Source organism: Acidobacteriota bacterium (assembly GCA_016703965.1).
Taxonomy (GTDB): Bacteria; Acidobacteriota; Blastocatellia; order Pyrinomonadales; family Pyrinomonadaceae; genus OLB17.
In genome coordinates this window covers 23204-47979 of sequence record JADJBB010000010.1, presented here as the reverse complement: position 1 = coordinate 47979, position 24776 = coordinate 23204, and the positions used below count along the sequence as shown (strand labels likewise).

Sequence of the window (24776 nt, the reverse complement as noted above, 5' to 3'; positions counted from 1 at the left end):
GCGATTGATTACCCTCAACAACTAAAAAGGGAACTCTATGGCCGTCACTCAATCCGATATTGACGCACTGAACGCCGCTATCGCCTCCGGCGAAAAGCAAGTTGCGCTCGGTGCGCAGCAAGTCACATACCGTTCAATCAACGAGTTGATTGCTGCGCGAAACGACTTGCAGGCAAGGCTAGACGCTGAGAACGCCGCGGCCGTAAAGTCGAAGCAGACGAAGCTATATTACGCCGGCCGGGGGTACTAATGGCCCGCAAGCACAAATCCCCGCGCACGCTGCGCAAGGTTGAAAACCGATATGACGCCGCCGGCTCTGGTCGGCGAATGGCCGGTTGGAACGCGCCGTCGACCGGGCCGAACAAAGCCGTGGTCGGCTTGCAGAAAATCCGCGATCGCGTTCGGGATGCCGTTCGTAACGATTGGGCCGGCGCCTCAAGCGTCCGTGTGTGGACGACCAATATCGTCGGCACCGGAATTATGCCCCGCCTACGGACGAAAGAAGCCAAGCTAAAAGAGAAGCTGAACAAGTTGTGGAACAGTTGGGTCCCGTTTGCCGATGCGGACGGCGTGCTTGATTTCTACGGCCTGCAATTGCTAGGCGCCCGTACTTGGTTCTCCGGCGGCGAACTGTTCATACGTGAACGCCCGCGGCGCCCATCGGACGGGCTGCCCGTACCCTATCAAGTGCAGTTGCTTGAGGGTGACATGGTACCGTTGCTAGATACGGCAATCTGGCCGGGCCTACAGGCCGGTAATATGATCTACCAGGGCATCGAGGTTAACCCGATCGGCCAGCGTGTCGCGTACTGGTTCTATAAGCAGCACCCAGGCGACAACCCACCGGCTGCAATGCCGCAAGAACTTACCCGCGTGCCGGCTGAGTTCGTTCAACACTTGTTCGACCCGCAACGCCCCGGCCAAATGCGCGGGGTATCTGACATGGCAAGTATTGCGGCCAAGTTGCGCAACGTGATGGACTTTGACGACGCGGTTCTCGAAAAGCAAAAACTGAGCAACTTGTTTACGCTTTTCATTACCCGGGCACTCCCATCCGGTTCCGAAGATAGTATTACCGGGCTGCCGTTCTCCGGTGACCCGAACGAACCTATCGCTGGCCTTGAGCCTGGCATTTCCCAGGAACTTCTGCCTGGTGAGGATGTGAAATTCTCAACGCCTCCCGACGCTGGCGCGAACTATACCGATTTCATGCGAATGCAGAACCTCGGCGTCGCCGCCGGCATGGGAACGCCTTACGAACTTCTCTCTGGCGATGTGAAAGACGTATCCGATCGCACGCTGCGCGTTCTAATCAATGAGTTCCGCCGGCTTTGCGAGCAACGTCAGTGGTTGTTATTCATTCCTAAAATGTGCCAGCCAGTGCGCGCGTCCTGGGCAAAGTATGCTGAATTGTCAGGAGTATTGACGCCCGACGAAGCGGTAGAAGCCCGTAACGTCGATTGGGCGCCACAGGGTTGGGCTTATATCCATCCGGTCCAGGACGTGCAGGCCAAGCAACTTGAGGTCGAAGCCGGATTCCGTTCGCGGTCGTCGGTCATTTCGGAACGCGGTTACGATCCTGATTCAGTCGACCAGGAACGCGCCGATGAGAACAAACGAGAGGACCAGCTTGGCCTCAAACCTGACCCAAAAACCACCCCGGCCAACAAGCCGGCGTAGGACAGGGTAGCGTTTTTAAGGGATAGGCATGTCCGAAAACATGGAACACAACCACGAACGCAGAATTAGCCTACTTGAGCAGGCGAACGTAGAAACCCACCGCGCTATGGATGCTGCCAATAAGAAACTTGATTTGATTTTGGCGCAAACAACGCGAATGGCCGTTCTTGAGGAAAAGCATCAAGCGCAACAAGTCGACGTTAGTCGGGCGCACGATCGCGTAGCCGACCTTGAGGCTATGGTGAATATGTTTGCGATTGAAACGCGAGCATTTATCGAACAGCACAAGGGCAGAGATAAAGTTCTTTGGGCGCTATCGGGTGTAGTTTTCGGACTGCTAATCAAGGCGCTTTTCTTCGCATCATCGCACGGCATGACGCCGTAAAAAACGACATATCAAATTTCGCTGAGTATCCACGCGCGAAAAAATACTTTACAAATACGGAAATGCTAATCAGGGGCAATGACATGAAATGGTTTACCTTCTCGGCCAAAGCGGAAGATTCCGTCGAAATTTCCATTTTTGACGAAATCGGCATGTGGGGCGTTTCGGCCAAAGAGTTCATTGCTGAACTCAAGCAACATGCCGGCAAAGCTATCGCGCTATCCATCAACTCTCCCGGCGGTTCGGTATTCGACGCCCTGGCGATCTACAACGCCCTGCGCAACAGCGGTTCCGAAGTCACGACAAAGGTAATGGGTGTTGCCGCATCGGCCGCCTCCCTTATCTTCATGGCCGGCGACAAGCGTATCATGCCGGAAAACACGTTCCTGATGGTTCACAACCCCATGACGGGCGCGTATGGCAACGCCGACGAAATCCGCGATTTGGCTGATGTTCTCGACAAGATCGCCGCTTCCCTGATTGGTACTTACGTTTCTCGATCTGGCATGGACGAGGCCGCGGTGAAAGATTTGCTTGACGCTGAAACCTGGCTGAATGCTGCCGATGCAGTCGAAAATGGCTTCGCTACTGAAATGCAACCGGAAATGAAAATCGCCGCCTCGTTTGACCTTGACCGCCTGCCGGAAAACGTGCGCATGGCCTACACGCCGGAGCAACCGGACCCGCAAGGTGAGTCCGAAGGCGGCGAGCCGGAAGTTACGAATGTTCCTGATACCGCCTTGGTTGACGAGATTGCCGAATGTGTAGCATCCGCCGGGTTGTCGGCCTACGTTCTTGATATTGCGCTGCGCCCGGATGTTACTAGCCTGGCTGATGCACAAGCGGCGGTTAAGGGCGTGCGCGAAGTCGTCGCCCTCTGTGCCCTGGCCGGGAAGCCGGAACTCACCGCCGCGATGGTCAAGGCCGGCACGCCGGTTGACAAGGTACGCGCTGAACTGCAAGCAGCACTTGCCGCCGATGATGCGGCCACGCATACGAGCAATGTGCAAAAGAGTGGTAGCCGCAGCGGGGCCGATAGCGGCGCCTCGGTGTGGAATAAGATTTTTCCCCCCGCCGTGTAACTTGAAGGAGTTTGAAAATGGCAAAAACCGAAGCCCGGCGCACGGGCGATTTTATCCTGTCGGAAGCATCCGGCACCCGCAGTCGTGATGAAGTGACTATTGCCGCCGCCGCCGCCGCCCTTGAGGTCGGTACGGTTATGGGCAAAATCACCGCATCCGGCAAGTACGTTGCGTATGACAATGGCGCTTCGGATGGTAGCGAGGTCGCCGCTGGCGTTCTGTACGCCGCCGTAGCCGACTCCGCGGCCGACCAGAAGGGCGTCATCATCGCACGCGATGCCGAAGTCAACGCCTCCCGCCTGACGGGTTCCGATACCGCCGGTGTCGCCGACCTCAAGGCACTCGGCGTCATCGCCCGATAACCCCAACGACAAAGGAAACGAAAAATGGCAACTCTTGACATTTTCAAGGACGACGCTTTCAGCCTCACGTCCCTGACCGCCGCAATCCAGAACATCCCGTACCAGCCGGGCCGCCTGGAACAACTTGGCTTGTTTGGCATGGCAGAAGGTCTTACCAGCACCACGGCGATGATCGAACAGTACGATGGTGTTTTGGCCCTCGTCCCGGTTTCGCAGCGCGGCGCCCCGGCTTCGCAAATGACCCGCGGTTCGCGCAAGATTCACACCTTCTCGGTTCCGCACCTGAAACCAGAACAAAGCGTTATGGCCGACGAAGTTCTCGGCGTTCGCGCTTTTGGTACGGAAAGCGAACTCGAAACCATCGCAAAGGTTGTCGGCACGCGCCTGGCTACCATGCGAACCAACATCGAGTACACCAAGGAATCGCACCGCATGTTGGCCCTCAAGGGCTTGACGGTCGACGCCGCAGGGAACCAGGTTGATCTGTTCTCGACCTTCGGTGTCGTGCAAGACGTGATCGACTTCGCGCTCGACGTGGATACGACCAACATTCGCCTCAAGATTCTGGCGCTGTTGGAAAGCATCGAGGATTCGCTTGGCGGCCTGTCGTTCTCCGGTGTGCGCGTCTTGTGTGGCAAGACCTTCTGGTCCGATCTTATCGAGCATAAGATGGTCAAGGAATCGTACCTCGGCACCCAGGCCGCGGCGACTCTCCGCGGCGACCCGCGCATGGAGTTCACGTTCGGTGGTGTTACTTTCGAGCGTTACCGCGGCACCTCCGCTGTCAAGATCGAGGACAACGACGCCTACGCCGTTCCCGAAGGTGTTGTCGGCCTGTTCATCGCGCGCAACGCCCCGGCGGATTACGTTGAAACGGTCGGTACGCTCGGCCAGCCGATGTACGCGAAGCAATGGGAAATGGAAGCCGGCCGCGGTATCAAGATGGAAGCCCAGGCCAACCCGTTGCACCTTTGCACCCGCCCGAAAGTTGTCAAGCGCCTGACGGTGTAACGATGACACTATCCGTATTCTCGCGGATGCACGCCCGCTTGCTTTCCCGATTGGGGGAGCAAGCGGTTTTGCGTGGCGCCGTTGATTGCACTGTAAATATCGAGCGCGGCGTTGTAGTCAACTATGAAACTGGCGACGACAAGTTCGTACAGAGCGAGGTCGCAGCGGTCGTTGACATTGCGAATATCTCGTCCAAATTTTCCCCCGCGCCTGGCGACACCCTCGTAATCGGGGCAGAGTCCTACATCATCGACGCAATCGCCGCCGATAACGGCTACATGGCGCGTTGTGTGCTGCGGTGAACTTCAATGTCAAGATTGACACCGCCGAACTCGTAAAGTTGGTTGGTGAACTAGGCAACGCGGCCCAAATTCTTAGCGAAGGTGCCGCGGATGGTGCGAACAAGGCCGCGCGGGTAGCACGCGAAGCAACAGCGCAACGTATTACCTCGCAGGTTTACTTGGAGCCAAGTTACGTTGACGACAAGGTTGTTTTTGCGCGGGAGGCTACCCCAGGAAAGCCGCAAGCTGTACTTGAGGTTTCAGATAGCCCGGTTTCAATGGCACGTTACGGGGCGCAGCAACGCATTCAGTCGAACGTGTGGACGGCGGCCAAGTACGCGGCTACGTTTGGCACGGTCGCGGCACCTGTTCGCCTACCGTCCGGTAAGGTCGCGCAATGGATACCGCGAACCGGCGATCAACTCCGCGGAATCTCCGCAGGGTCAAAACAAGCCGGCATCACCGCCGCGGTTTCGCGCAACAAGGGAACCTCAACATTCTCACACGTTTTCTTGATGCCCGTACTTTCTGGCAAGGCACATGAGGGCCGGTGGGGCGCATTCTCCCGGCCCAAAGGTGGTGGGAAAGCCCGCGCCTTGTATGGCCCATCGGCATATCAAGTGACAAAGGGTGTTTGGGCGCACGACTTCTTAACCGAAGTTGGCGACTTTATGGAGGCCGAAGTTACCGGCGAGGTAACACGGCGAATAGCGAACGAATTGGGGGCAACATGAGTACAGCAAACGACATTGCACTTGCGGTATCCGCGCGCCTCGCTACCATTTCGGTAGCAAACGGATTCAACACGGACATTGGTTTGAAGTCATACCGTGGGCGCAAGCGCCTGGACAAAACGCACATGCCGTGCACGGTGCTGATTGAGCGCGATGACAAACCAAGTGGGCAGAGCCTACAACGCTTGCCGCAAGTAAAGGTAAACCAACGCTACGTTTTGGAAGGCCACGCGCCATGCAACGCGGATAACCCGAATGATATGGGCCACAAGATTATCGCCGATCTGAAAAAGGCGATCTGGTCACAACCGTTTACCTACGGCACGGAGCAACGTGCTATCTCGCTCATGTACGAGGGTAAGTCAATCGCCCCGCGCGAGGACGGTTTGGACGTTGTTGCAGCCGCGGTTGAGATTTCAGTCGATTTCGTAGAGCAATTGAGCAACCCGTAAAATCTCGCTGAGTATCGCAATCGTTAAAGTTGGCATAGAGTCAGATCGTCAAGACTTATTCCGCGCATGAGGATGGTCCTCAAGCGGTGTTGTTAAAGCCCGCACCCGCGGCGTAATTGTTTAGGAGAAAGTAAAATGGGTTCACGTGGTTTCCTCGGTGCTGGCGACCTTTACGCCCGCGTATACAATCCGGCAACTTCGCAATACGACCAATGGGCCGGCCCTTTCGAGTCGTCGAAGTTTGAAATCAAGCCGAACTCTGACCTCAAGGAAATGACCTCCCGTGGCCGTTCCACCTACGGCCAGGTCATCGAGTCTGTTCCCCTTCCGAAGCCGTCCGACCTGTCCGTTACGTTCTCGGAAGTGAACAAAGATTCAATCGCAATGGCTCTGTTCGGTACGGGTTCCGTGCTGAATCAAGGCTCCGGTAGCGTTACCGACGAGTCGCAAACCGCCGTTCAAGGCAAGTGGGTCAAACTCCTGCACGACAACATCGCCGAAGCGGGTATCGTTGTCACCAACTCGGCCGCGACCACTACCTATGTCCTTGGTTCCGACTACGAAGTCAACTATCGCCTGGGTATGATTCGCGCAATCTCCGGCGGCGCTATCGCCGATAACACCGCGATCAAGGTGGATTACAACTACAACGCGATTTCCGGCACGTCCATCGCAGGCGGCACGCAAACCCAGATTCGTGCGCAATTCAAGCTGGACGGTGTCAACTTCGCCGACCAACTGCCGGTAATCGTCGACGTTTGGGAAGCGGTGCTGACCCCTGACAGCGCCTTCGACTTTCTCCAAAACGACTTTGCGGAAATCGCCCTCAAAGGCCGGCTCAAGACCCCCGCCGGCAAGACCGAGCCGTTCAAGGTTGAACTTCGCTCTGCTTAATCTTCCGTGAGCATGTGGGCGAACCTTTTAGCGAAGGTTCGCCCTTTTATTTGGCAGAATGCAAATGGCTAGTCAAAATCGCACGATAACCCTGACGCTTAATGCGCAAACAAGTGGCGCGGATAGCGTTCGTGATTTGGCCGCTGAGATTCAAAAACTCGGTAAAAAGGGCGGTGATGCCGCGCCGGAATTTGAAAAGCTGAGTGCTGAGTTAAACGACCTTGCGCAGCGGCAAGATGCGGTAGCCACATTCAACGAACTCAGTACGGCAGTAGAGCAGTCAAAGGTTGCGCTAAACGCGGCAAAGACCGCCGCGAACGCTGAAATAACCACGCTCCAAGGACTCAAGCAGGCGCTTGACTATGCCCGCGATTCCGAGCAGTTATTTGCAATCGGAGTAAAGGATAGTCAGGAAAAGTTGCGCGAGGCGAACCAGGCTGTATTGGTCGCCCGTTCGGCCTGGTCGGACTATGTTGCAAAAATCGGCGGCGCCAAGAAAGCCAACGACGAGCAAAAGGTAACACTCAAGGAACTTAGCCAGGCTATCCGTGAAGCAAAAGCCGGCTACGATGCGGCCAAGGTAGCGGTTGGCGCCCTTGCGCCGGAATATGAAACACTGAATACGGCTACGACCGCAGCGGCCGCCGCGGTTAAGGCGCAGGAATCCGCCCTTGCCAAAACGAACAAATCGGTTACGGAAGCAAGCACCAAGTACGATAGTTTGCGCGACGCATTGCAAGGCGCCGATACCGCGCTAGGCAAGCTAGGCATTGATAGCAAGAACACGACTGCGGAGCAAGACCGCCTTACGCAATCAATGTCGCGCCTGACTACGCAGGCCGACCAACTGAAATCGCGGCTGAACGAGTCGGGCAACAGCGCCCAAACCGCCGCGCAAAAGATCGCTTCGGCCTTCGCCGGTACTGGCGTCCAGGCGGCCGACAAGTTGAACGCCGAAATCTTGAAGATAGACCAGGCGCTACTAAAACTGGCGCGAGATACGTCGATCAACGAGACTGAGTTCAACAGTGCATTCACCGCTGGAAAGGCGCGCATTGCAGAACTGAATAGCGAACTGCGCCGCGCCGACACCGCCTCAAAGGGCTTCGGTTCGTCCATTTCCAGTGCGTTCAAATCATTCGGTCCGGCAACCCTTGTTTTCAACGGAATTACCAGGGCGCTTGACCTGTTCGTCGAGTCTGCGAAGAAGATACCGGAGATTACGGCGCAGTTTCAGACGATGGAACGAACGCTGCGAATCCTCACCGGAAGCACGGAATCTGCCCGCAAGGAAATGGCTTACATCATCGGCGTTGCCGACCGTGTAGGTACGGGCATCAAAGGTGCCGCGGATGGGTACATAAAGCTGACGGCGGCAACGAAAGATACGAACCTTGCGGGTGCGCAAACAAAGCGCATTTTTGAGGCGGTGTCGGGCGCTATGGGTGTGCTTGGGGCATCCTCCGACGAAACCACAAACGCCCTGCAAGCGGTAACTCAGATTGTTTCAAAAGGCGTTGTCTCAATGGAGGAATTTCGCCAGCAACTCGGCGAAAGGCTCCCCCAGGCACTACAGGCAACGGCCAAGGAACTAGGCATATCAACCGCCGAACTCAACGATCTTATTTCCGCCGGCAAACTAACAGCGGATGACGTGCTGCCGGCCCTTGCATCCGGGCTTGAGAAGGTCTACAAAACCGGCGAACGAAACGATACGTTGCGGGGGCAATGGGCGCAATTTACAAATTCGTTGCAAGAAGCCGCCGCAGCAATCGGTAACACCGGAATCGTTGAGGGATTGCTGAATATCGGCCGCGTGGCAACAACGGTTGTTGTCGGCCTTGTGGAAGGGTTCACCTTTGCCGGCCAAACGGTCGCAGCGGTCATGCGCGGCCTCAAGTGGAATGGCGACTTTGCGAAGGAAATGGACCAACTGACCGACAAGGCCAGTGCGTTCACTGACAGCATGGGAAAAATGGTCGGAATCGCCCCGACCAGTACAAAGGCTATTGTTGAACTTGCGAAAGAGGCAAAGGCCGCGGGGCAAGAATTTTTTGTCCTCGGCGACGGTACGAAGGTAGCGACGGCCACAATCCTTGAGGCTGGCGACGGTTTTATCAAATTCGTGCTTGAATCCCAAAAGGCGCTGGCCGCCGCCGAAGGGTTCGCAACGTCCTCCCGCAAATCGGCGGAAGCAACCCGCGCGGCCGGCGAAGCTACGATCACATCGGCTAATGCGATTGGAAGCGAAACGGACAAACGGAATGCCGCTACTGCCGTTGCGGATAAGAACGCGGCGGCCTTGGCCGATCTTGCGGTAGCAGAGGGCAAGGTACTTGCGGTTATGGAAGAAGAAGCCCTACAACGGGCTATTGCGTTGCGGGATGGGCAAGCAACCTCAGACGCGCACAAAAAGCAACTCAACGACCTTGGGTTAGAGATAGGGAAGCGCAAGGCCGTTGTCGAAGGCGTAGAACGCCAGGCCGAAGCGCAGCGACTATTGGCCCTTGCCACAAAGGCATCGGCCGAAGCCGACAAAGACAACGGAAGCCGTGCGGATGCTTTGCGGGAAAAATATCTCGGCCTGATAAGTGCGACTGAAATTTTGCGCGATGTGCAAAGAAGTGGGATTGAAGTTTCAGCTCAATTGAAAACAGCGGAGGAACAAGCCGCGCTTGCGAAGAAACTCTATATCGACGCACTCGGCGACGAAGCGATCGCAACGGAGGCCATTGCACGCATATCCGGCAATGAGAAGCAGCAACGAGAGGCCGCTATTCTAACGGTGCAACGGCATTTACAGGCTATGCGCGATGTTGGAGAAGCCCGCACGGACGAGTACCGCAAATCTGAATTGCAACTCGCGCAGTTGCAGATCGAGCGCGAGGCGCTAAACGATAATTCCGGCGCCCTGGTCCAACTGCGCACGGAGTACGAAAATACGCGCGCCAAGGTTGAGGAACTGCGTCTTGAAAAGGCCGCCGGCAAGGAGGTATCTGACGAACTCACCGCCGCCGATCTAAGAGCCGCCGAAGCCTCCGCGATGTACGCCGACGCGCTCAAAGATCAGAAAGAAAAGATCGACGCTGTTAAAAACGCCAAACTTGGCGAACTCGATGTGAAATCCGCGGGCATCCGGGTTGAGATTGCGACCCTCAAGGGCTACGCTGATGTAGCAAAGGCGATGGGCGATGAGCAGGGTGCCGCACAAGCATTGATGCAGATTAAGCGCCTGGAAATCCAGCTTGCGCAACTTACCGCAGAGGCAAAGAAACTTGAGGCGGAAGCCTCTAAAAAAATCGCCCTTGCGAAGATTGAGGAAATCAAAGCAACCGGCATTATGACCGATGCAAAACGCGCAGAGATTAGGGCGCTTGAGGCAAGCGTGAAGGTTAAGGAGGCGGAAGCGCAGATCGCAGGTATTACCGCAGAAAGTTTGCGAAACCTCGCCGGGGTAACGGAATCAGCGGGCGGCGCGGCCGATAACGCATCAAGCGGTTACAACAACATGGCTGATTCCATGAACAATGCTGCGGATGCTGCAAAACGCTTGCGCGAGGAACAGGCCGGGGCGGGCGGTACAAACTCTAACGGGGTGCGCACCGCTACGCTATCCCCGGTCGGCCAGCGCACGGCCGGCGCGGTCGACTTTACGGAAACACTCTATAAGCGCGGCGCGAGTATTGAGGAACAGAAGTTGGCGCAAAAATACGTTGGCGAACTGTACCAACGCAATCAAGCGACGTTTCTAACCGGCAATCTCGGCAACGAGCAGAATGCCGCCCGCTTGCAAAAGTTGGCGATCAACGACGCAGTAGACAAGGCGATCGCGGCCGCCAGGCAAGAACTCAAAACCGGCCAGGCGGTAGACCTTGGAACATCGGTTAGCGACATTATCGCCAGAAACAACTCACTTACCCCGTTGCGCGGCGTTGACGACATGATTTCCCGTATCAAAAACGCCGGAAACGAGGCCAAGGCGCAAACGATCAATATCAATGTTGGTAGTCGATCGGCAAAGGTGAACGTCGCCTCGAAACAGGATGCGGATGCACTCGCCGGAATTTTGCAGCACCTTGAGTCAGAATCTACGAGGACATTCTAAATGGCTATCACCCTGACTTACGGTTCGACGGTTCTTGACCTGCCAGACGACCTTTTGTGGATCGACCGACATACTTGGTCGCCGGTTACGCAAAGCTACGCGCCGTCTATTACCGGCGGGGCGATCATCGACACTGGCGAGAAAACCGCAGGCCGGCCGATCACCCTTGCAGGTGACGAAAGCCATGCCTGGCTTACTTATGAGGTCGTCAGCCAATTGAAGGTTTGGGCCGCAATCCCAGATTGTCAAATGTCGCTGAGTATCCAAGGTGCGGCCTATCCGGTAATTTTCAGACATTACGAACCGCCCGCACTAGACCTTACTCCGGTTGTTGATTACGCGGCACCCGACGCGGCTGACTTTTTCTACGGGCAACTAAAGTTCATGGGAACAAATTAAATGGCAATCAACGCACCGGACATAAAGCTACTTGAGGCCGAAATCATGGCCGACACCACGGACGGCGGCGGCCGCCGTACCTCGCGCATTATTCCCGATGGTGTCGCGGGAAACATTTTTCCGAAGGTATCGCGCCTTGATTCGGTATACGGCCGCGTCAATCTGCGCAAGGTTTACGGCACGGTACAAACTGCCAATGTCGACACCTACGCCGGCGCGCACGCGATCATCACTGACGCCCCGGACAACGCGCAAATTTCGACCACACTGTTCAGTACGGGTAGCGAGTTCGACATTCGTTCTGCGGCGCGCGACCGCATCGAATCCTATGTAACGTCCTCGTCAGAAAGCCGTATGACGTTGGTTGGCCGCCAGTTGCCTGGGCAACAGTCTATCTTGACATACCAACGGGTTGAGGAACCGCTACCGGAAATCGGTGAGGTCTATTGCCTGAGTAATGAAACGGGAACGGTCGTAACAACGCAGCAATATGTTCGTATCGGCGACCTAACCCACGAGGTTCGCACCTTTACAGACGAAAAAGGGGAGTTTCAGCGCCGCGTTATAAACATCGACATTGGCGTACCGCTGCGGTATGAATTTTCTGGACCAGACTCACCTAGTCGGTATTCCGGCCCGGCCCGCGCGTCCAAAGTGCGCGAGACAACGGTTGTCGACGCCGCCCGGTACTTTGGTATTCAGCCATTCGCGGTGGCGGCATCGCACAACGCGCTTACGGTTAACGTAAAGTCTGTTTATACGCCGGTGGTTCCCACAACGAACCGCGAAATTGCAATTTCCAACGAGAACATATCCGACGCACTGAGCATGGTCGCGGCTACAGCAACCCCGATAAGCACCACTTTGCCAGCCTTTTCGGTAGGGCAAACGCGCTACGTTCGCCGCGGTATTCTGCCAGGGTCGTTGACTGTATCAGGAACCGGCGTCACGACAGTTACGGATGACAAGTTGGGCAACATTTCCAACAGTACGTTTATTGGAATTGTCGACTACGAAACTGGCTCGATTACGCGCACCGGCGGCACGGCATACGGCTACGACTTTACAGGCACCTACATCCCCGCTACAACTTTCATGCAACCGGCGCACACGCGCGATATTCAAGTAGATTTGAACAATCGCGGTACGGTTTATACCGTAACGCTCAATCCCCTTCCGTCGCCGCAAAGCATCATTCTTGACTATCGCGCCCTCGGAAAGTGGTACCGCTTGCGCGACAACGGCGCCGGTGTATTGGCTGGAACGGATGATTCCTACGGGGTTGGGCAGATCAGTTACGTCAACGGGGCGCTTGTAGTTACGCTCGGTGCTTTGCCTGATGTGGACTCGTCAATAATAATTTCGTGGGGGTCACCTTCGCACTGTGCTGTGCGCTCCGGCGCGACGAGTGATGCGGCTACGAAGATGACGCAGAAAATCACGCTTCCAGATTTGCCAATAAATCCCAATAGCGTCAGCCTTACCTATACCGCGAATAGCGTCAGTTACACCGCAACCGATGACGCTACCGGCGTTTTGACAGGTGACGGCGTTACCGGGAAGGTTAATTACACAACCGGCGAGGTTTCACTTGAGTACACCATTCGCCTCCCCGGTTCAAATACGAACGTAGCATTTGCGTATGAGCAAATCACACCAACGAATCCTTTGATTCCTACGGTGCAGTCGCTTTCAACGACCTCTGCGGCGACTACCAACCTTGCGGATTCTATAACCGCGGGGTCACTTGTTGGCACGCTGTTCTTTGCGGGACAGGCTAACGTATTCGACTTCTCAGGGAGTCTTGAAGTTTTTGACAAAGGTACCGGCCTCCTTTACGTCAGGGCGAATCAGGCGCTTGAAACAACTGGACGCGGAACCGCAATCGCAAAGACCGAAACCGCGATTGGTACGGTCAACTACTCAACTGGCGAAATCGTTGTCAACTCCACGGTCCCGGTCTACGTAACATCATTCAACCCGCTTGATAATACCTGGATATTTGACCATACCGAGATAGTTTCCGTGTCGTATGGCCCGGCGAATTGGGGCTGGAAATCGGCTGGCGCGGCGGGCGAAAATACGGCAACAACTTATGATGCTACCTTCGCGGTTTCGCCGATTAAACTTGACCTGACGACTACTATTGCGGACAACATTGTTCCTGGTAGTGTCATGTTCTCCACCGGCGGTAAGACCTTCATCGACCGTAACGGAACGCTATACACGGATGTTTCTGCGACTACGGGTTCTGGAACTGTTGCAGGGTCTATCGACTACTCCACCGGCGTAGCGTCTATTTCCTACTGGACAAATGGCGCCGCACTCACGTTGTCGGTTCAATCGTGCTTGACACAATACGGCATCCCCAATTCGTTTTTGTTTTACTTCCGCACGCCAGGTTCGCCGATTCGCCCGGGTTCGTTTTATGTGCAGGCAACGACGACAAAAGGCGCTTTGCTCAGTGCCTCGGCAAACGATAACGGATACATCGTCAGTTCAAAAATCAATGGAACCGTAGATCAGGAAATGGGCGTTGTTCGCCTGGCCTTCGGCCAATGGGTAACAGCGGCCGGCAACGAATCAGAATGGTGGTACGACGCTGCGAACATCGTTGGTGCGCAGATTTTCAAACCAGAACCGATACAGCCGAATACGCTAACCTTTAGTTGCGTCGTTCTATCAAACCTGCCACTTAACGCCGATATTCTCGGCCTGGACCCCGTTCGCCTCCCGATGGACGGCCGCGTTCCGATCTACCACCCGGCGGATGTGGTCGTAATCCACAACACGGATCAAACAGTCCTCACCAATCCGGTCGTAGCAGATACGACCTACGCAGCCGGCCGCACGGACCTCGCGGAAATTTGGGTTGTAGATCAGAACGGGACAAAGCTGACCGCCGGCCAGTATGCCTACGACCTGGCCGCCGGAACGATCACCCTGGCCGCCGACTTCACCGCGGGCGCCCTGGTTCAACCGTTGATTATCAAGCACCGGGTTGAGGACATGAGCCTCGTAACTGACGTGCAGATCAACGGGCAACTAACGCTCGCCTCGCCGCTTACCCGCGACTACCCACTCGATAGTTTCGTGTCCTCCGCTTTGCTGTTTGGTGACATGAACGGCCGCGTAACCAACCTGTTTGACCTGCTTTCGTTCTCTGCGTGGTCCGATACCCCCGGCACCGGCGCGACGGCGCAGTTCAACAACATCGACTACCCGGTAGAGGTTCTGAACAACGGCTCCGTTACCGAACGCTGGCGTATCAATTTCACATCGACCACGGCGTTCCAGGTCATCGGCGAAAACCTCGGCGTTATCGCAACCGGAACAACAGCCGCGGACTGCTCCCGGCCAACCAACTTACGGGGCAACCGTATTTCGTAATCCGCGCAGGGGGATGGGGCGCCGGTTGGAGTGCCGGAAACCAATTGCGGTTCAATACTATCTCCGCAGCCGCCCCGATCTGGATTGCCCGTACCATTCTCCCCGGAGCTACGCTTGAAGGAGATTCGTTCTCCATGCAAATGCGTGGCGACGTTGATGCTGTCTAATAGAGGAAATTGACATGCCCGTAATGAAACTCAAGGTAGCCCTCCGCAACGCCATAGCCCAACTCATTGTCGATGCAATGAACGCGGGGCCGGTCCCGGCGTGCTCAAGTTCTATACTGCCACCCAACCGGCAGGACCAGCCATAGCGATCACAGATCAGGTGCTCCTTGGCACCCTCACCTGTTCCGACCCGGCAGCAACTGTCACCGGGGGCGTTATTACCTTCGATTCCGTCACCCAAGACTCAGCAGCAGACGCCACGGGCACAGCTACATGGGTTCGGGCAGAAGACAGCGATGGCAATGCAGTGGCCGACTTCGATGTAACCAACGAAGCAGGTACTGGTGCAATTAAGATCAATACCGTGAGTATTTTCGCGGGCGGGCCAATTCAAATGACCAGTTTCACCATTACGGTCGGAGGGGCGTAAGAGATGGCGAAGGATGCCTACTGGCCTAACGTAACCCTAGCCCTTTCGCTTAATGGTGTCGAAGGGTCGCAGTCGTTTCCTGACGGTAAGGGTAGGGCCGTAACGACAAATGGTAACGTCCGCATTGACACAACAAAATATGCCCCCATTGCTAACAACACTGCATCTGCATATTTTGACGGAACTGGTGACTTTCTAGGCATCCCAAACGGTAGCGGGTTGTTCGACTTTGGGACGGGCGATTTTACAATTGAAGGTTGGATCAACCCCGGAGTGGTCGGAAGCACTCGTCGTTTTCTTGCCACACATAACGGCTCGACAGGGTGGTATGTCGAAGTCAACACAGCAAACCGACTGACTTTCGCTAGTACTGCCGGTGCTGTCTCGCAAGCGTCTGGTGGTTTTTCTATAAATACTTGGTATCACTTTGCAATTGTTAGGTACGCAGGGACTTTAACATTTTACATCGACGGAACGGCCAACGGTAGTGGTTCTTTGTCGGGTTCGCTTACCTACGGTTTGAGCCTACAGGTTGGGAGGTTAGGCACTCAAGACATCTATGGGTTCATAGGAAACCTCGATGATATTCGCATAACAAAGGGTGTTGCGCGTTATCTAAGTAACTTCACTAGACCGACAGAGCCGTTCCCGAACGGTGGTTATGAAGTCGCTGGAACCGTTGTTGATAGCAACGGAAGTCCTGTTGCTCGGACTATCCGCGTCTACGACCGCGTAACTGGCGTGTTAAACGCAGTCGGCGTAAGCAATGCCGCTTCCGGCACCTACAGCATCCCGATTTCGACAGCAAACGAAGTCCAAGTCGTCCTCCTAGACGACCTCCTCGGCACAATCGAAAACGATCAGATTCTCCGCACGACCCCGGTTTAAGGAATAAGCAAATGGCTTCTGTCTCAGGAACGGTAAAGGACGCACTTGGGAATTTCACCCGCCGCCTAGTTCGTCTGCATAGAAAGTATGACGGTGCGTTGGTTGGCGAGGTTCTATCAAACCCCTCGACCGGGGTATTTTCTGTAACAACATCCGACCAGACGAAGCACTATGCCGTCGTCCACGATCAGGATTCTTGGCTGACCTACCTCCCGTTCAATGGCGCGAACAACGACACGGTGTTCAGCGAGTGGGGTGGGAAGTCGGTAACGCCTTATGGCAATGCGAAGATTTCGACTGCTCAGAGCAAATTCGGTGGTGCGTCTTTGTACCTTGACGGGACGGGGGATTACCTGACGATTCCTGTAAACAATGAACTGACTTTCGGGACGCTGGATTTCTCGATTGAGGTTGGGTTCGCCTCGATGCTATTGGAACGGAACGGGCGATCTTCGACAATCGCGCAGTCAGTACCGACACGGGCCTGTACCTCGGTGTTAGTTCCACGGGATACCTAACCGTATTCGGCAACAACGCGACGATCCTGACGGCAACCGGAACGGCTATCGCGGCAACGACATGGGCGCATTTTGCTCTGGTCAAGTACAACGGAACGATGGCCCTGTTCCTCAATGGGGTGTCGGTTGGTTCCGCTGCGTCGTCCTACGTTATTACCTGCCCCGGTTCGGTGGTCATCGGTCGCAAGCTCGGCAGCACGACAAACGACTTCATCGGGTATATGGACGACCTGAGAATCCAAAAAGGAAAAGCCCAGTACGGCGCGGACTTCATTCCGCCCACCGTGCCGCACTACACTGTTCAAGAGGGTGACCCCTACCTGAATAACGTGGTCCTTGGGTGTCACTTTGACGGCGCGAATAACTCAACGGTATTCACGGATTCAATATCTGATAAAACCATTACGCCATACGGCAACGCGAAAATCTCAACCGCCCAAAGTAAATTCGGCGGCGCGAGTGCTTATTTTGATGGAAGTGGCGATTATCTGTCGATTCCCCACGCGCTTGACCTGTCGTTCGGTGCAGTTGGTACGGACTTCACAATTGAGTTGTTTATTCGTCCGTCTGCGTTTGGCGCGCAACAAAACATCGTCAACAAGCAGGCTACGCTTGCCACGGCCACTGGATACCTCTTGCCCTTTCCCCCCAGGAGCGCCTAGCTTTTACGCTGGGGACTCGTCAAACGGTTGGGACGTGTCCTTGGTCAGTGGGAGCAATTTGTCCGCAAACACTTGGTATCACTTGGCGGCCACAAGGCAAGGCTCGACGTACCGCTTGTTTGTAGACGGGACTCAGGTAGCGACAACAACCTCAAGCATAACCATCCACGACAACGCCAACAGCCTCTACATCGGTACAAGCACAGATGGGTCAACCTCGCCGGTAAACGGTTACATCGACGATTTGAGAATCACCAAAGGCGTCGCCCGCTACACCGCAAATTTCACCCCACCCGCCGCCGCTTTTCCAGAAGTTATTGAAACCTACGGCCAGCAGAACGCCATGATCTTTGACCATCTAACGCCGGTCTAAGTCATGGCATACACGCCCCCCGCGCCGAACGCCGCGAACTTTACCGCTTACCCGGAGTATCTTGAGCCGGGTAGGGTAAGGCACGCCTTCAAGTTTCCGGTTGATGTTTACGTTTCGCCAAACGCGGCAACGCTAGTCTTTAGCGAAACGTGGTATTCGCGCCCAAATGGACTTGTTGCGAATTTCGTTGTTTCGGTCCAGGCACTAACGGCGGCGGTTGCAACCGGCGCATTTACCTTTGAGTTTTTTGTTGAAGGCCACGCGACATATACAAACTCGGCGGTTTCTGGAAACGGCGCTTTTACATTCGACTTTGGCTTTGAGTGCCACGCCAAGCACGGCGTAAAAGGTGCGGGAGCGTTCTGGTAGGTTTTGGGTTTGAGTGCCACGCCAAGCACGGCGTAAAGGTGCCGGCGCTTTTATGTTCGACTTCGCACCGGCCGGCCACGCAACTGTATTGCGATACGAACTCACTGGCGAGGTACGCAACGGTGGGATTTTGGTCAACCGCCTGGTTCGTGTTTACCGACGCGACACCGGCGAAATGGTCGGCGAGGCCAATACGGTGAGTGGGCATTTCCAGGTCAACGCCGGCTTTGTAGAGCGCGAGCATTACGCAATCCCTATCGACCTGGCGAACGACGCGACGGATTGGCTTCCGCCATGTGCTAACCGCCTTGTCTCTGTTTTGGCATCGGATACCTAATGCCAGCACAACCCGGCGGGAACGTCCTACTCGATTACGGCAATCAAGGCGTACAGCAAATTGGCAATGCCGCGGTGCTGTCTTATGACGCGCCGGCAACAACTGGCTCGCACCCAATTGGGCTACAGACGCGCGCAACGTGGGGTAAATCCCGCGGGAAACTCCGCGCGCTAGATTCGGGCTTCTCCGCAACGGCGAAACTTAATCTTGAGCCGACCGCGCCCTGGGTGAAGGCGATAGCCCAACGCGCGGAATCTCGCGCCGAATGGCTCAAGGTACTCAAGGGTGATACCCGCAGCGACAACGCATGGGCTAAGTACGGCACGAGACTCGCCGGCGATAGAAAGAGCGCATGGGCGCTTGCTCGCCCGAACGATGACCAAAAGCTATCAGCTTGGGGCGCTTACGGCGAAATGCTGAACGAGGACCGCTACGGTGTCTGGAAAGGGTCTAAGGCGGTCGACGCAATGCGGAAGGTCATCTACGGGCCTTTCCTTATCCGTACCTACGTCCCGATACCATACCCGCGCCCGAACGGCTTTGCGGCCAATTTCGTAGTAGTGGGCGGCTCGCCAATCGAGATTCAGATTGTTGACACCGTAGCAAATCAGTATTTGCCGATTGTCGCCGACTTCGGGCTAGATACCTACCGTCCCGCATTACCTCGGCGACCCCTGCGCAGATATTCCCCGCCGCAAAGTGGCGCCGCGAATTTCTTTATTGACGAAAACGCGAATCGCCAACTTCTCGTCAACGGCCTTGGCGAGCCAATCCTATCGGGGTCAAACCGGGATTCAATTCGGCTGAATCCGTGGGGGGTAAGCAAGCAGGTAGACGACGCTACGCAAATGCCGTGGTTGCGGTTTTCGCGGCCGCTAAATCCAGGATGGGGAATCGCCATTCCCGGCGGTGTCGTTCTCCCGGCGCCAGGCGAAACAATCGTTATTCCGACACAAAGGACTTATATCGTGGTCAACGACATTCTCTTTACCCGCGCGGACGACAATACGCCGATACCGGCGACGGCGCTAAATATCGCATTCGATTGCGATTCGTGGCTGCCCACCTTCTCGGCAACCGTTCCTGAGTCGGCCCGCGATGCTGTCATGCCCGACCCCAATCCGGTTGAGGTCTACGCCTACATCAACGGCACGGAGTTCCGGTTCTTCGTTGAGAAGGTCACTCGCAACCGGCAATTCGCACAAAGCACCGTGAGCATTTCCGGTCGTGGGATTGCCTGCGAACTCGATGCCCCATTCGCCGCGGCGGTTCAGCGCACAAATACCTCTGAAATGACCGCACAGCAGTTGATCGACGCAGCACTGGAATACACGACCTATACCCAATCCTGGAACATCACGGATTGGCTCATACCGGCGGGGGCGTTCAGCGCATTGAGTACGCCGGCCGCGGTTGCTGCGGCGGTCGCCCAGGCTTCCGGTTCGGTGCTGCAAGCCGATTGGTCGGGCCGTATTCTGCGGATGATGCCACGCTATCCGGTCAAGCCTTGGGATTGGGCCGGTGCTACACCCGAATACGTTATCCCGGCGTCCATCGCGCAAACCGAATCGGTCGAATGGCTTGAAAAACCCGAATACAACGTGGTCTACGTTTCCGGGGTGAGCCAGGGCGTCATCGGCCAGGTGAAGATCACCGGCACGGCCGGCGACAAACCGGCGCCTATGGTAACGGACCCACTGATTACGCATACGGACGCCGCCCGCCAGCGCGGTATTTCGATTCTCAGCGACACCGGGCGTAAGGCAATGATGCAGATTTCAATGCCGATTCTGGATACGGTAGGTGTGATTGATGTATGCCGCCTGATTGAGTTCAGCGACGGCGCGAATACGCGGCGCGGCATTGTTCGTGCGAACAACGTAGCGGTTGGCTGGCCGACCGTCCGACAAACACTGACGATCGAGGCGGCGGTATGAGTACGACAAATCTATGGAAGCGGCTGAAACAACTCCTACCGGAACCGCCGCTATTGATCGGCGTAGTCGATTCAGTTTCGAGTTACGGCGCCGTAGTTGAATTACCCGATGGGAGTTTTGTATCCGTCCGGGGGGCGGCTTCCATCGGGCAGCAAGTGTTTATCCGCGACGGGGTGATTGAGGGTATTGCCCCAACGCTAACGGCTGTTCTCATTGACATTTGAAAGGAGCATAGAAATGGGCCTTACCTTTGACCAGGCGTTCGACCGCCTTATCTCGCATGAGGGCGGTTATGTGAATAACCCGAATGACCCCGGCGGCGAAACAAAGTTCGGAATCTCCAAAAGGTCGTATCCGAATCTGAATATAGCCAAGCTGGATATTGACACAGCACGCGCAATTTACCGCGCCGATTTTTGGGACTTGCTCGGTGAAAACGCGCATCCGGCCATTCGCTTCCAGGCGTTCGACTTTGCGGTGAACTCCGGCATCACCACGGCCCTCCGCAAACTGCAATCCGCGATCGGGGTTGCCGACGATGGGCATTTCGGACCTGTCAGCCGCAAGGTACTGGCGGCGATGCCGGTATCTGTGGTGCTGATTAACTACTCCGCAGAGCGCCTTGATTTCCTTTCTCGCCTTACTACTTGGGTCACTTTTGGCCGGGGATGGGCGCGTCGTGTAGCACAAAATCTGCGGTACGCCGCAATTGATACGGGAGTTTGAAAATGAAACGAGTTATTTCCGCTGTTGGCTTCGCCCTTGCAATCGTCATTGCACTTTCCCTCGCGGCCTGCCAAACGACAAGTGGCGTACCGCCAACGGCGAGTGAGGTTATTTCCCGCGCCTGCCCACCTTTGAACGCGACTATGGTAGTCCTCGAAAACTCCCCAACGGTGAGCGACAAACTACGCGAACGGTTGAACGAGGTACACCCCCTGGTAAAGACCGTATGTTCCGGTGAACTCCCGGCATTGCCCGCCGACCTGCACGCGCTTGAGGACGTTGCAATTCCGGTAATCATCGACGTTATCGCTGACTCGTCCATGAACGACAAGCAGAAAAACGTCGCAATCCTATCCGTAGCGGTCGCCCAAGCCGTTCTAGCCAGCGTGAGGTAAGCGAATGATCGTCACAGACTTTTTCACCGCCCTACAAGCTGGCAAGGAACTCGCAAATGCGGATACGTGGAAGAACGCCCAGGCGCGCGGCGCAAAACTCGCAATGCTTTTCGGCGCCTTGCTCCCCATCGCCCAAATGTTCGGGCTTCTCGGCAATGTCTCGATGGAGGAAATGCTTACCATTGCTAGTGCTGTCTCTATCGTTGGCGGCCTGTTCAATTGGTCGGCCACGCTCGTATCAACCTCGCGTATCGGATTGCCGCCCCCTCCTAGCAATGGAGTTCCCAACCGGGATGACGGAGTACGAGACAGCCGAATTGGAGGCGATGGAATACGCGACGCCAACCCTACGGATACGTTGTTGGATATGGACTATAAATAATGGCTCACTTTCTCACGAACTTGTCGGCTGAAATTGTCGACGCGGATTTCGCAGGCGGGCGGGGGCTTTGGCAGATCACAAAGCCACTCGTCTATACCTCTGACGTAGCAAATCGGACGATTACCGTCCCGGTTGGCTTCCAGACGGATTTTGCCAGCGTGTTGCGCTTGCCCATCATGTACTCGCTATTCGGCGACACCGCCCACGCGGCGGCCACGGTACACGACTATCTCTATCAATCGGGAATGCTCCCACGTCCGACCGCGGATGCCGTGTTCAAAGAGGCAATCGGCGTCAGTACGAAGCTATCCGGCATCAAGCGTTGGCTAATGTGGGCGGCGGTTCGCGCCTTCGGCGGCTCGCATTTCGGCGACCAGAACGCCGCAACTACTTGAGGACTTTGCGTGCACGAACTTTTTACGTTTTGCCAAACAGACAAACAGCGGGAAATTGTTAATGCTATCCTGGCCCACGGTTCACACAGGAAAGCGGCAATTGCCCTTGGGATAAACAGGACAAACGTAGACAGTGTTGTGTCTCGTCTAAAGGTTCGCCAGGCCAAAGTCGCCAACCCCGGACCCGTAAAGATTTTCGTCATACCGGACGTGCAGGCAAAACCCGGTGTGCCGTTGGACCATCTTCGCGCGGCCGGTAACTACATCGCCGAATTGGGAGATCATTTCCGATCCGAGTGGCGTTCGCAGATGTTGAAGGAGGAGACGCGCTTGAATTTCAAGGCACAACGCCCCATCTTCAGGTGGCTGAAGTAGGCGCAGTTGCCGCAGCGCTTTCCTTGGCTCGCCAGTTCGCTGGCTGTTTTGATCGAGGTCGGACAGTCGCTGTTCCATAGACGGACTGCCTCTACTGCTTCTCGCTTTGCGTCGCTCATGGATTAGCTCCCAAGCACAGCACCGCCCGGCCAATCTCTCGGTCGTCAGAATCCGGCCCGCTTATTGAAGCGCAGGCGTCTTCGCTATAGACCCAACGCGTCCCATTGCCATCTTGATAAAAAATCGCTTCAAGTCTTTCACCTGCCAGTGTTTCCGGTGTCCATTCTCCTGAGCGAAACTCATCAATCAATTCCTGAAACTTCTTTTGTGTCATAGTAGCCTTTGCGTTCTGCGTGTAAGAATCACTATCGGCCTGTTGCCAATATTTTTGACCAAGGCTCCACGCTCGGAACAGCGCTTTTGTCGCTTTGTCTTCTAGCGCCTCCCGTAGCATCACCTCGCGCTTCTGACTGGCGGAGAGTTGCTGGCGCAGGGATTCAGCCTCAGACATATAATCGTCAGCAGTCTTTTTCCAGTCGACTCTTGCAGGCTTTGTGTCTTCGATCATAATTTCCCTCTTATATGTATTGAAATAATCTCGGACATACGAACCATCCGAACAGGATTGATATTGCTAACCATATGGACAGGATGGTCATTTCCAGCGCCTAGATAGACGAATGAACAGCCAAGCATAGAACCATGCCAGTAGGCCGATTCCGATTGATTTAAGAACGATCATTGTGACGGTATCCAAGTGCTTCAGACACGATCAATCCGCTATATGTGTCTTTTGCTATCGTGTTTCCGCACATATGGAGAAGTGCTTTACGCAGAGCCTTGATTTCATCATCCTGCTTGCAAGTGCGTCAGTCAGTTCGTCAATCTGATTAAACAGCTTTGTCATGGCTACCGAGATTGTAATAACGATCTTCGTCCATTAGATACCTCCATTTGAGCAAAAAATTCCAGCGGAACCCGAAGGCTCGACGCTGGATAAACTCGGCGTGTGCCGAGGTCGGAGGAGACAACATCATTCTACTCATTTAAAGTAATCTGCGAGTGCCTGAATGTGATTGACACCAGGTATTCAAGCGCATCCCGCAGCATCACCTCGCGCTTCTGACAGTCGTTATATTCTTGGCTTGAAATACGATTGCCTTCAAACCGACGATTTAGTTCGGCTTCAAGTTCGGACTGTACTGCTATAACCCCAGCGTTGTAAGCATCTCTGCACCAATGAATAATGTCTGCTGGTTCCATATACTTAGCATGACTACTGTGCCAATCTTCAAAGCCCCTGCGTTGATTCTTTGCTGTATGAGTTACCCATGGCGCTAAGCACATCCTCTATTTTCCGCGTAACCTCGGCACTAGAGTCGTCGCTACAATATATCTCGCCAATCAATTTACGAAGCGTCACTTCTCGCTTCTGACTGGCGGAGAGTTGCTGGCGCAGGGATTCGATTTCTTGTTGCTGTCGTACAACTGGATCCACAACGGCAAAGTTAGTAACTAGGCAAGTGCACTGTGGGCCTGCATAGCCTCCAACACCGGCGAATCGCGGCAATCCACATTTAGGGCAGTTAGTTACCATTTCGTCAGTCCTTTCTGGGCGTAGAGTGGGATCGAGTATTGAGCCATTCTCCCAACGACCACACCATTCCATACATTCTTTACTGCGTGGGTAATAACGTCAGCATCTGGGCGATTCTCGTGAAGCCAAGCAACAGGCTCCTTCTCGCATAGGGTGTACTCGCCAAGGTCAGCGGTGGCGGAGAGTGCTTCTTCTGTCCTCTGGATTGGCCTCGTCTGTGCTTGATGGTATTCTAGCGCCTCCCGCAGCCGCAGGTTATCGGCCTGCTCCGCTGCGAGTTTCTTTACGCACTCGGCCAGCTTGCCGAGAAGTTCGGCTATATAGTCGCACTGAACTTGGCTCATTTCACACCCCCAAATAGCCAAATGATGTCCAGCGACAGCATGGCCCAAACAACTGAAAAACCTACGGCACTCAGGCCGGCGAGATATTTCATTCGCCAACCTCCCG

General features: G+C 55.3%; 31 protein-coding genes. 26 read left to right on the top strand and 5 right to left on the bottom strand.

The window, feature by feature from the left end:
- The first annotated feature begins 37 nt into the window (after nucleotides 1-37).
- From IPG22_06515 to IPG22_06390, 26 genes are all read left to right on the top strand, one after another.
- Nucleotides 38-250 (top strand): hypothetical protein, encoded by a 213-nt coding sequence (locus IPG22_06515; GenBank protein ID MBK6587952.1) that lies wholly within the window; start codon nucleotides 38-40, stop codon nucleotides 248-250.
- Nucleotides 250-1680, top strand: a complete 1431-nt coding sequence (locus IPG22_06510; GenBank protein MBK6587951.1) for a phage portal protein — start codon at nucleotides 250-252, stop codon at nucleotides 1678-1680. Before IPG22_06515 ends, IPG22_06510 begins: the two co-directional genes overlap by 1 nt.
- Before the next feature lie 28 nt (nucleotides 1681-1708).
- On the top strand, nucleotides 1709-2065 hold the full coding sequence (locus IPG22_06505; GenBank protein ID MBK6587950.1) for a hypothetical protein: 357 nt from the start codon (nucleotides 1709-1711) through the stop codon (nucleotides 2063-2065).
- Between the two features lie 83 nt (nucleotides 2066-2148).
- Nucleotides 2149-3147, top strand: a complete 999-nt coding sequence (locus IPG22_06500) for a Clp protease ClpP (GenBank protein ID MBK6587949.1) — start codon at nucleotides 2149-2151, stop codon at nucleotides 3145-3147.
- A 17-nt stretch (nucleotides 3148-3164) separates the two neighbouring features.
- Nucleotides 3165-3509 carry a head decoration protein gene (locus IPG22_06495; GenBank protein ID MBK6587948.1) on the top strand — a complete coding sequence of 115 codons (345 nt, stop codon included), beginning with the start codon at nucleotides 3165-3167 and terminating at the stop codon, nucleotides 3507-3509.
- 24 nt (nucleotides 3510-3533) lie between these two features.
- Nucleotides 3534-4520 (top strand): major capsid protein, encoded by a 987-nt coding sequence (locus IPG22_06490; GenBank protein MBK6587947.1) that lies wholly within the window; start codon nucleotides 3534-3536, stop codon nucleotides 4518-4520.
- A gap of 68 nt (nucleotides 4521-4588) precedes the next feature.
- On the top strand, nucleotides 4589-4822 hold the full coding sequence (locus IPG22_06485) for a hypothetical protein (GenBank protein MBK6587946.1): 234 nt from the start codon (nucleotides 4589-4591) through the stop codon (nucleotides 4820-4822).
- Entirely contained in the window at nucleotides 4819-5535 is a 717-nt protein-coding gene (locus IPG22_06480) for a hypothetical protein (protein ID MBK6587945.1), read from the top strand. Before IPG22_06485 ends, IPG22_06480 begins: the two co-directional genes overlap by 4 nt.
- Nucleotides 5532-5987 (top strand): hypothetical protein, encoded by a 456-nt coding sequence (locus IPG22_06475; GenBank protein ID MBK6587944.1) that lies wholly within the window; start codon nucleotides 5532-5534, stop codon nucleotides 5985-5987. Before IPG22_06480 ends, IPG22_06475 begins: the two co-directional genes overlap by 4 nt.
- Nucleotides 5988-6122: 135 nt before the next feature.
- Nucleotides 6123-6881, top strand: coding sequence for a hypothetical protein (locus IPG22_06470; protein MBK6587943.1), 759 nt, complete (start codon nucleotides 6123-6125; stop codon nucleotides 6879-6881).
- Between the two features lie 64 nt (nucleotides 6882-6945).
- Nucleotides 6946-10986, top strand: a complete 4041-nt coding sequence (locus tag IPG22_06465; protein MBK6587942.1) for a tape measure protein — start codon at nucleotides 6946-6948, stop codon at nucleotides 10984-10986.
- Nucleotides 10987-11385 (top strand): hypothetical protein, encoded by a 399-nt coding sequence (locus IPG22_06460; GenBank protein MBK6587941.1) that lies wholly within the window; start codon nucleotides 10987-10989, stop codon nucleotides 11383-11385.
- Nucleotides 11386-14775, top strand: coding sequence for a hypothetical protein (locus tag IPG22_06455; GenBank protein MBK6587940.1), 3390 nt, complete (start codon nucleotides 11386-11388; stop codon nucleotides 14773-14775).
- A 267-nt stretch (nucleotides 14776-15042) separates the two neighbouring features.
- Nucleotides 15043-15372 (top strand): hypothetical protein, encoded by a 330-nt coding sequence (locus tag IPG22_06450; protein ID MBK6587939.1) that lies wholly within the window; start codon nucleotides 15043-15045, stop codon nucleotides 15370-15372.
- Between the two features lie 3 nt (nucleotides 15373-15375).
- Nucleotides 15376-16260, top strand: a complete 885-nt coding sequence (locus IPG22_06445) for a LamG domain-containing protein (protein MBK6587938.1) — start codon at nucleotides 15376-15378, stop codon at nucleotides 16258-16260.
- A gap of 11 nt (nucleotides 16261-16271) precedes the next feature.
- Nucleotides 16272-16778: a hypothetical protein gene (locus tag IPG22_06440; protein ID MBK6587937.1), complete on the top strand. Its 507-nt coding sequence runs from the start codon at nucleotides 16272-16274 to the stop codon at nucleotides 16776-16778.
- Nucleotides 16691-17440: a hypothetical protein gene (locus IPG22_06435; protein MBK6587936.1), complete on the top strand. Its 750-nt coding sequence runs from the start codon at nucleotides 16691-16693 to the stop codon at nucleotides 17438-17440. The genes IPG22_06440 and IPG22_06435 overlap by 88 nt, the downstream gene beginning before the upstream one ends.
- 34 nt (nucleotides 17441-17474) lie before the next feature.
- On the top strand, nucleotides 17475-17813 hold the full coding sequence (locus tag IPG22_06430) for a LamG domain-containing protein (GenBank protein ID MBK6587935.1): 339 nt from the start codon (nucleotides 17475-17477) through the stop codon (nucleotides 17811-17813).
- A 3-nt stretch (nucleotides 17814-17816) separates the two neighbouring features.
- Nucleotides 17817-18182, top strand: coding sequence for a hypothetical protein (locus tag IPG22_06425; GenBank protein MBK6587934.1), 366 nt, complete (start codon nucleotides 17817-17819; stop codon nucleotides 18180-18182).
- Between the two features lie 13 nt (nucleotides 18183-18195).
- Entirely contained in the window at nucleotides 18196-18519 is a 324-nt protein-coding gene (locus IPG22_06420) for a hypothetical protein (GenBank protein MBK6587933.1), read from the top strand.
- Nucleotides 18519-20456: a hypothetical protein gene (locus IPG22_06415; GenBank protein MBK6587932.1), complete on the top strand. Its 1938-nt coding sequence runs from the start codon at nucleotides 18519-18521 to the stop codon at nucleotides 20454-20456. Before IPG22_06420 ends, IPG22_06415 begins: the two co-directional genes overlap by 1 nt.
- Nucleotides 20453-20680 (top strand): hypothetical protein, encoded by a 228-nt coding sequence (locus IPG22_06410; protein ID MBK6587931.1) that lies wholly within the window; start codon nucleotides 20453-20455, stop codon nucleotides 20678-20680. Before IPG22_06415 ends, IPG22_06410 begins: the two co-directional genes overlap by 4 nt.
- Before the next feature lie 13 nt (nucleotides 20681-20693).
- Nucleotides 20694-21182, top strand: a complete 489-nt coding sequence (locus tag IPG22_06405) for a hypothetical protein (GenBank protein MBK6587930.1) — start codon at nucleotides 20694-20696, stop codon at nucleotides 21180-21182.
- 2 nt (nucleotides 21183-21184) lie between these two features.
- On the top strand, nucleotides 21185-21577 hold the full coding sequence (locus IPG22_06400; protein ID MBK6587929.1) for a hypothetical protein: 393 nt from the start codon (nucleotides 21185-21187) through the stop codon (nucleotides 21575-21577).
- A 4-nt stretch (nucleotides 21578-21581) separates the two neighbouring features.
- Nucleotides 21582-21959, top strand: coding sequence for a hypothetical protein (locus IPG22_06395; GenBank protein ID MBK6587928.1), 378 nt, complete (start codon nucleotides 21582-21584; stop codon nucleotides 21957-21959).
- Nucleotides 21959-22354, top strand: a complete 396-nt coding sequence (locus tag IPG22_06390; GenBank protein ID MBK6587927.1) for a DUF1353 domain-containing protein — start codon at nucleotides 21959-21961, stop codon at nucleotides 22352-22354. The genes IPG22_06395 and IPG22_06390 overlap by 1 nt, the downstream gene beginning before the upstream one ends.
- Before the next feature lie 281 nt (nucleotides 22355-22635).
- Here the strand turns inward: IPG22_06390 and IPG22_06385 are convergent, their stop codons facing one another.
- From IPG22_06385 to IPG22_06365, 5 genes are all read right to left on the bottom strand, one after another.
- Nucleotides 22636-22848: a hypothetical protein gene (locus tag IPG22_06385; protein MBK6587926.1), complete on the bottom strand. Its 213-nt coding sequence runs from the start codon at nucleotides 22846-22848 to the stop codon at nucleotides 22636-22638.
- Nucleotides 22845-23297 (bottom strand): hypothetical protein, encoded by a 453-nt coding sequence (locus IPG22_06380; GenBank protein ID MBK6587925.1) that lies wholly within the window; start codon nucleotides 23295-23297, stop codon nucleotides 22845-22847. The genes IPG22_06385 and IPG22_06380 overlap by 4 nt, the downstream gene beginning before the upstream one ends.
- Before the next feature lie 322 nt (nucleotides 23298-23619).
- Nucleotides 23620-23766 (bottom strand): hypothetical protein, encoded by a 147-nt coding sequence (locus tag IPG22_06375; protein ID MBK6587924.1) that lies wholly within the window; start codon nucleotides 23764-23766, stop codon nucleotides 23620-23622.
- Nucleotide 23767: 1 nt separating this feature from the next.
- On the bottom strand, nucleotides 23768-23992 hold the full coding sequence (locus IPG22_06370) for a hypothetical protein (protein MBK6587923.1): 225 nt from the start codon (nucleotides 23990-23992) through the stop codon (nucleotides 23768-23770).
- 327 nt (nucleotides 23993-24319) lie between these two features.
- Entirely contained in the window at nucleotides 24320-24670 is a 351-nt protein-coding gene (locus tag IPG22_06365) for a hypothetical protein (protein ID MBK6587922.1), read from the bottom strand.
- Between the last annotated feature and the right edge of the window lie 106 nt (nucleotides 24671-24776).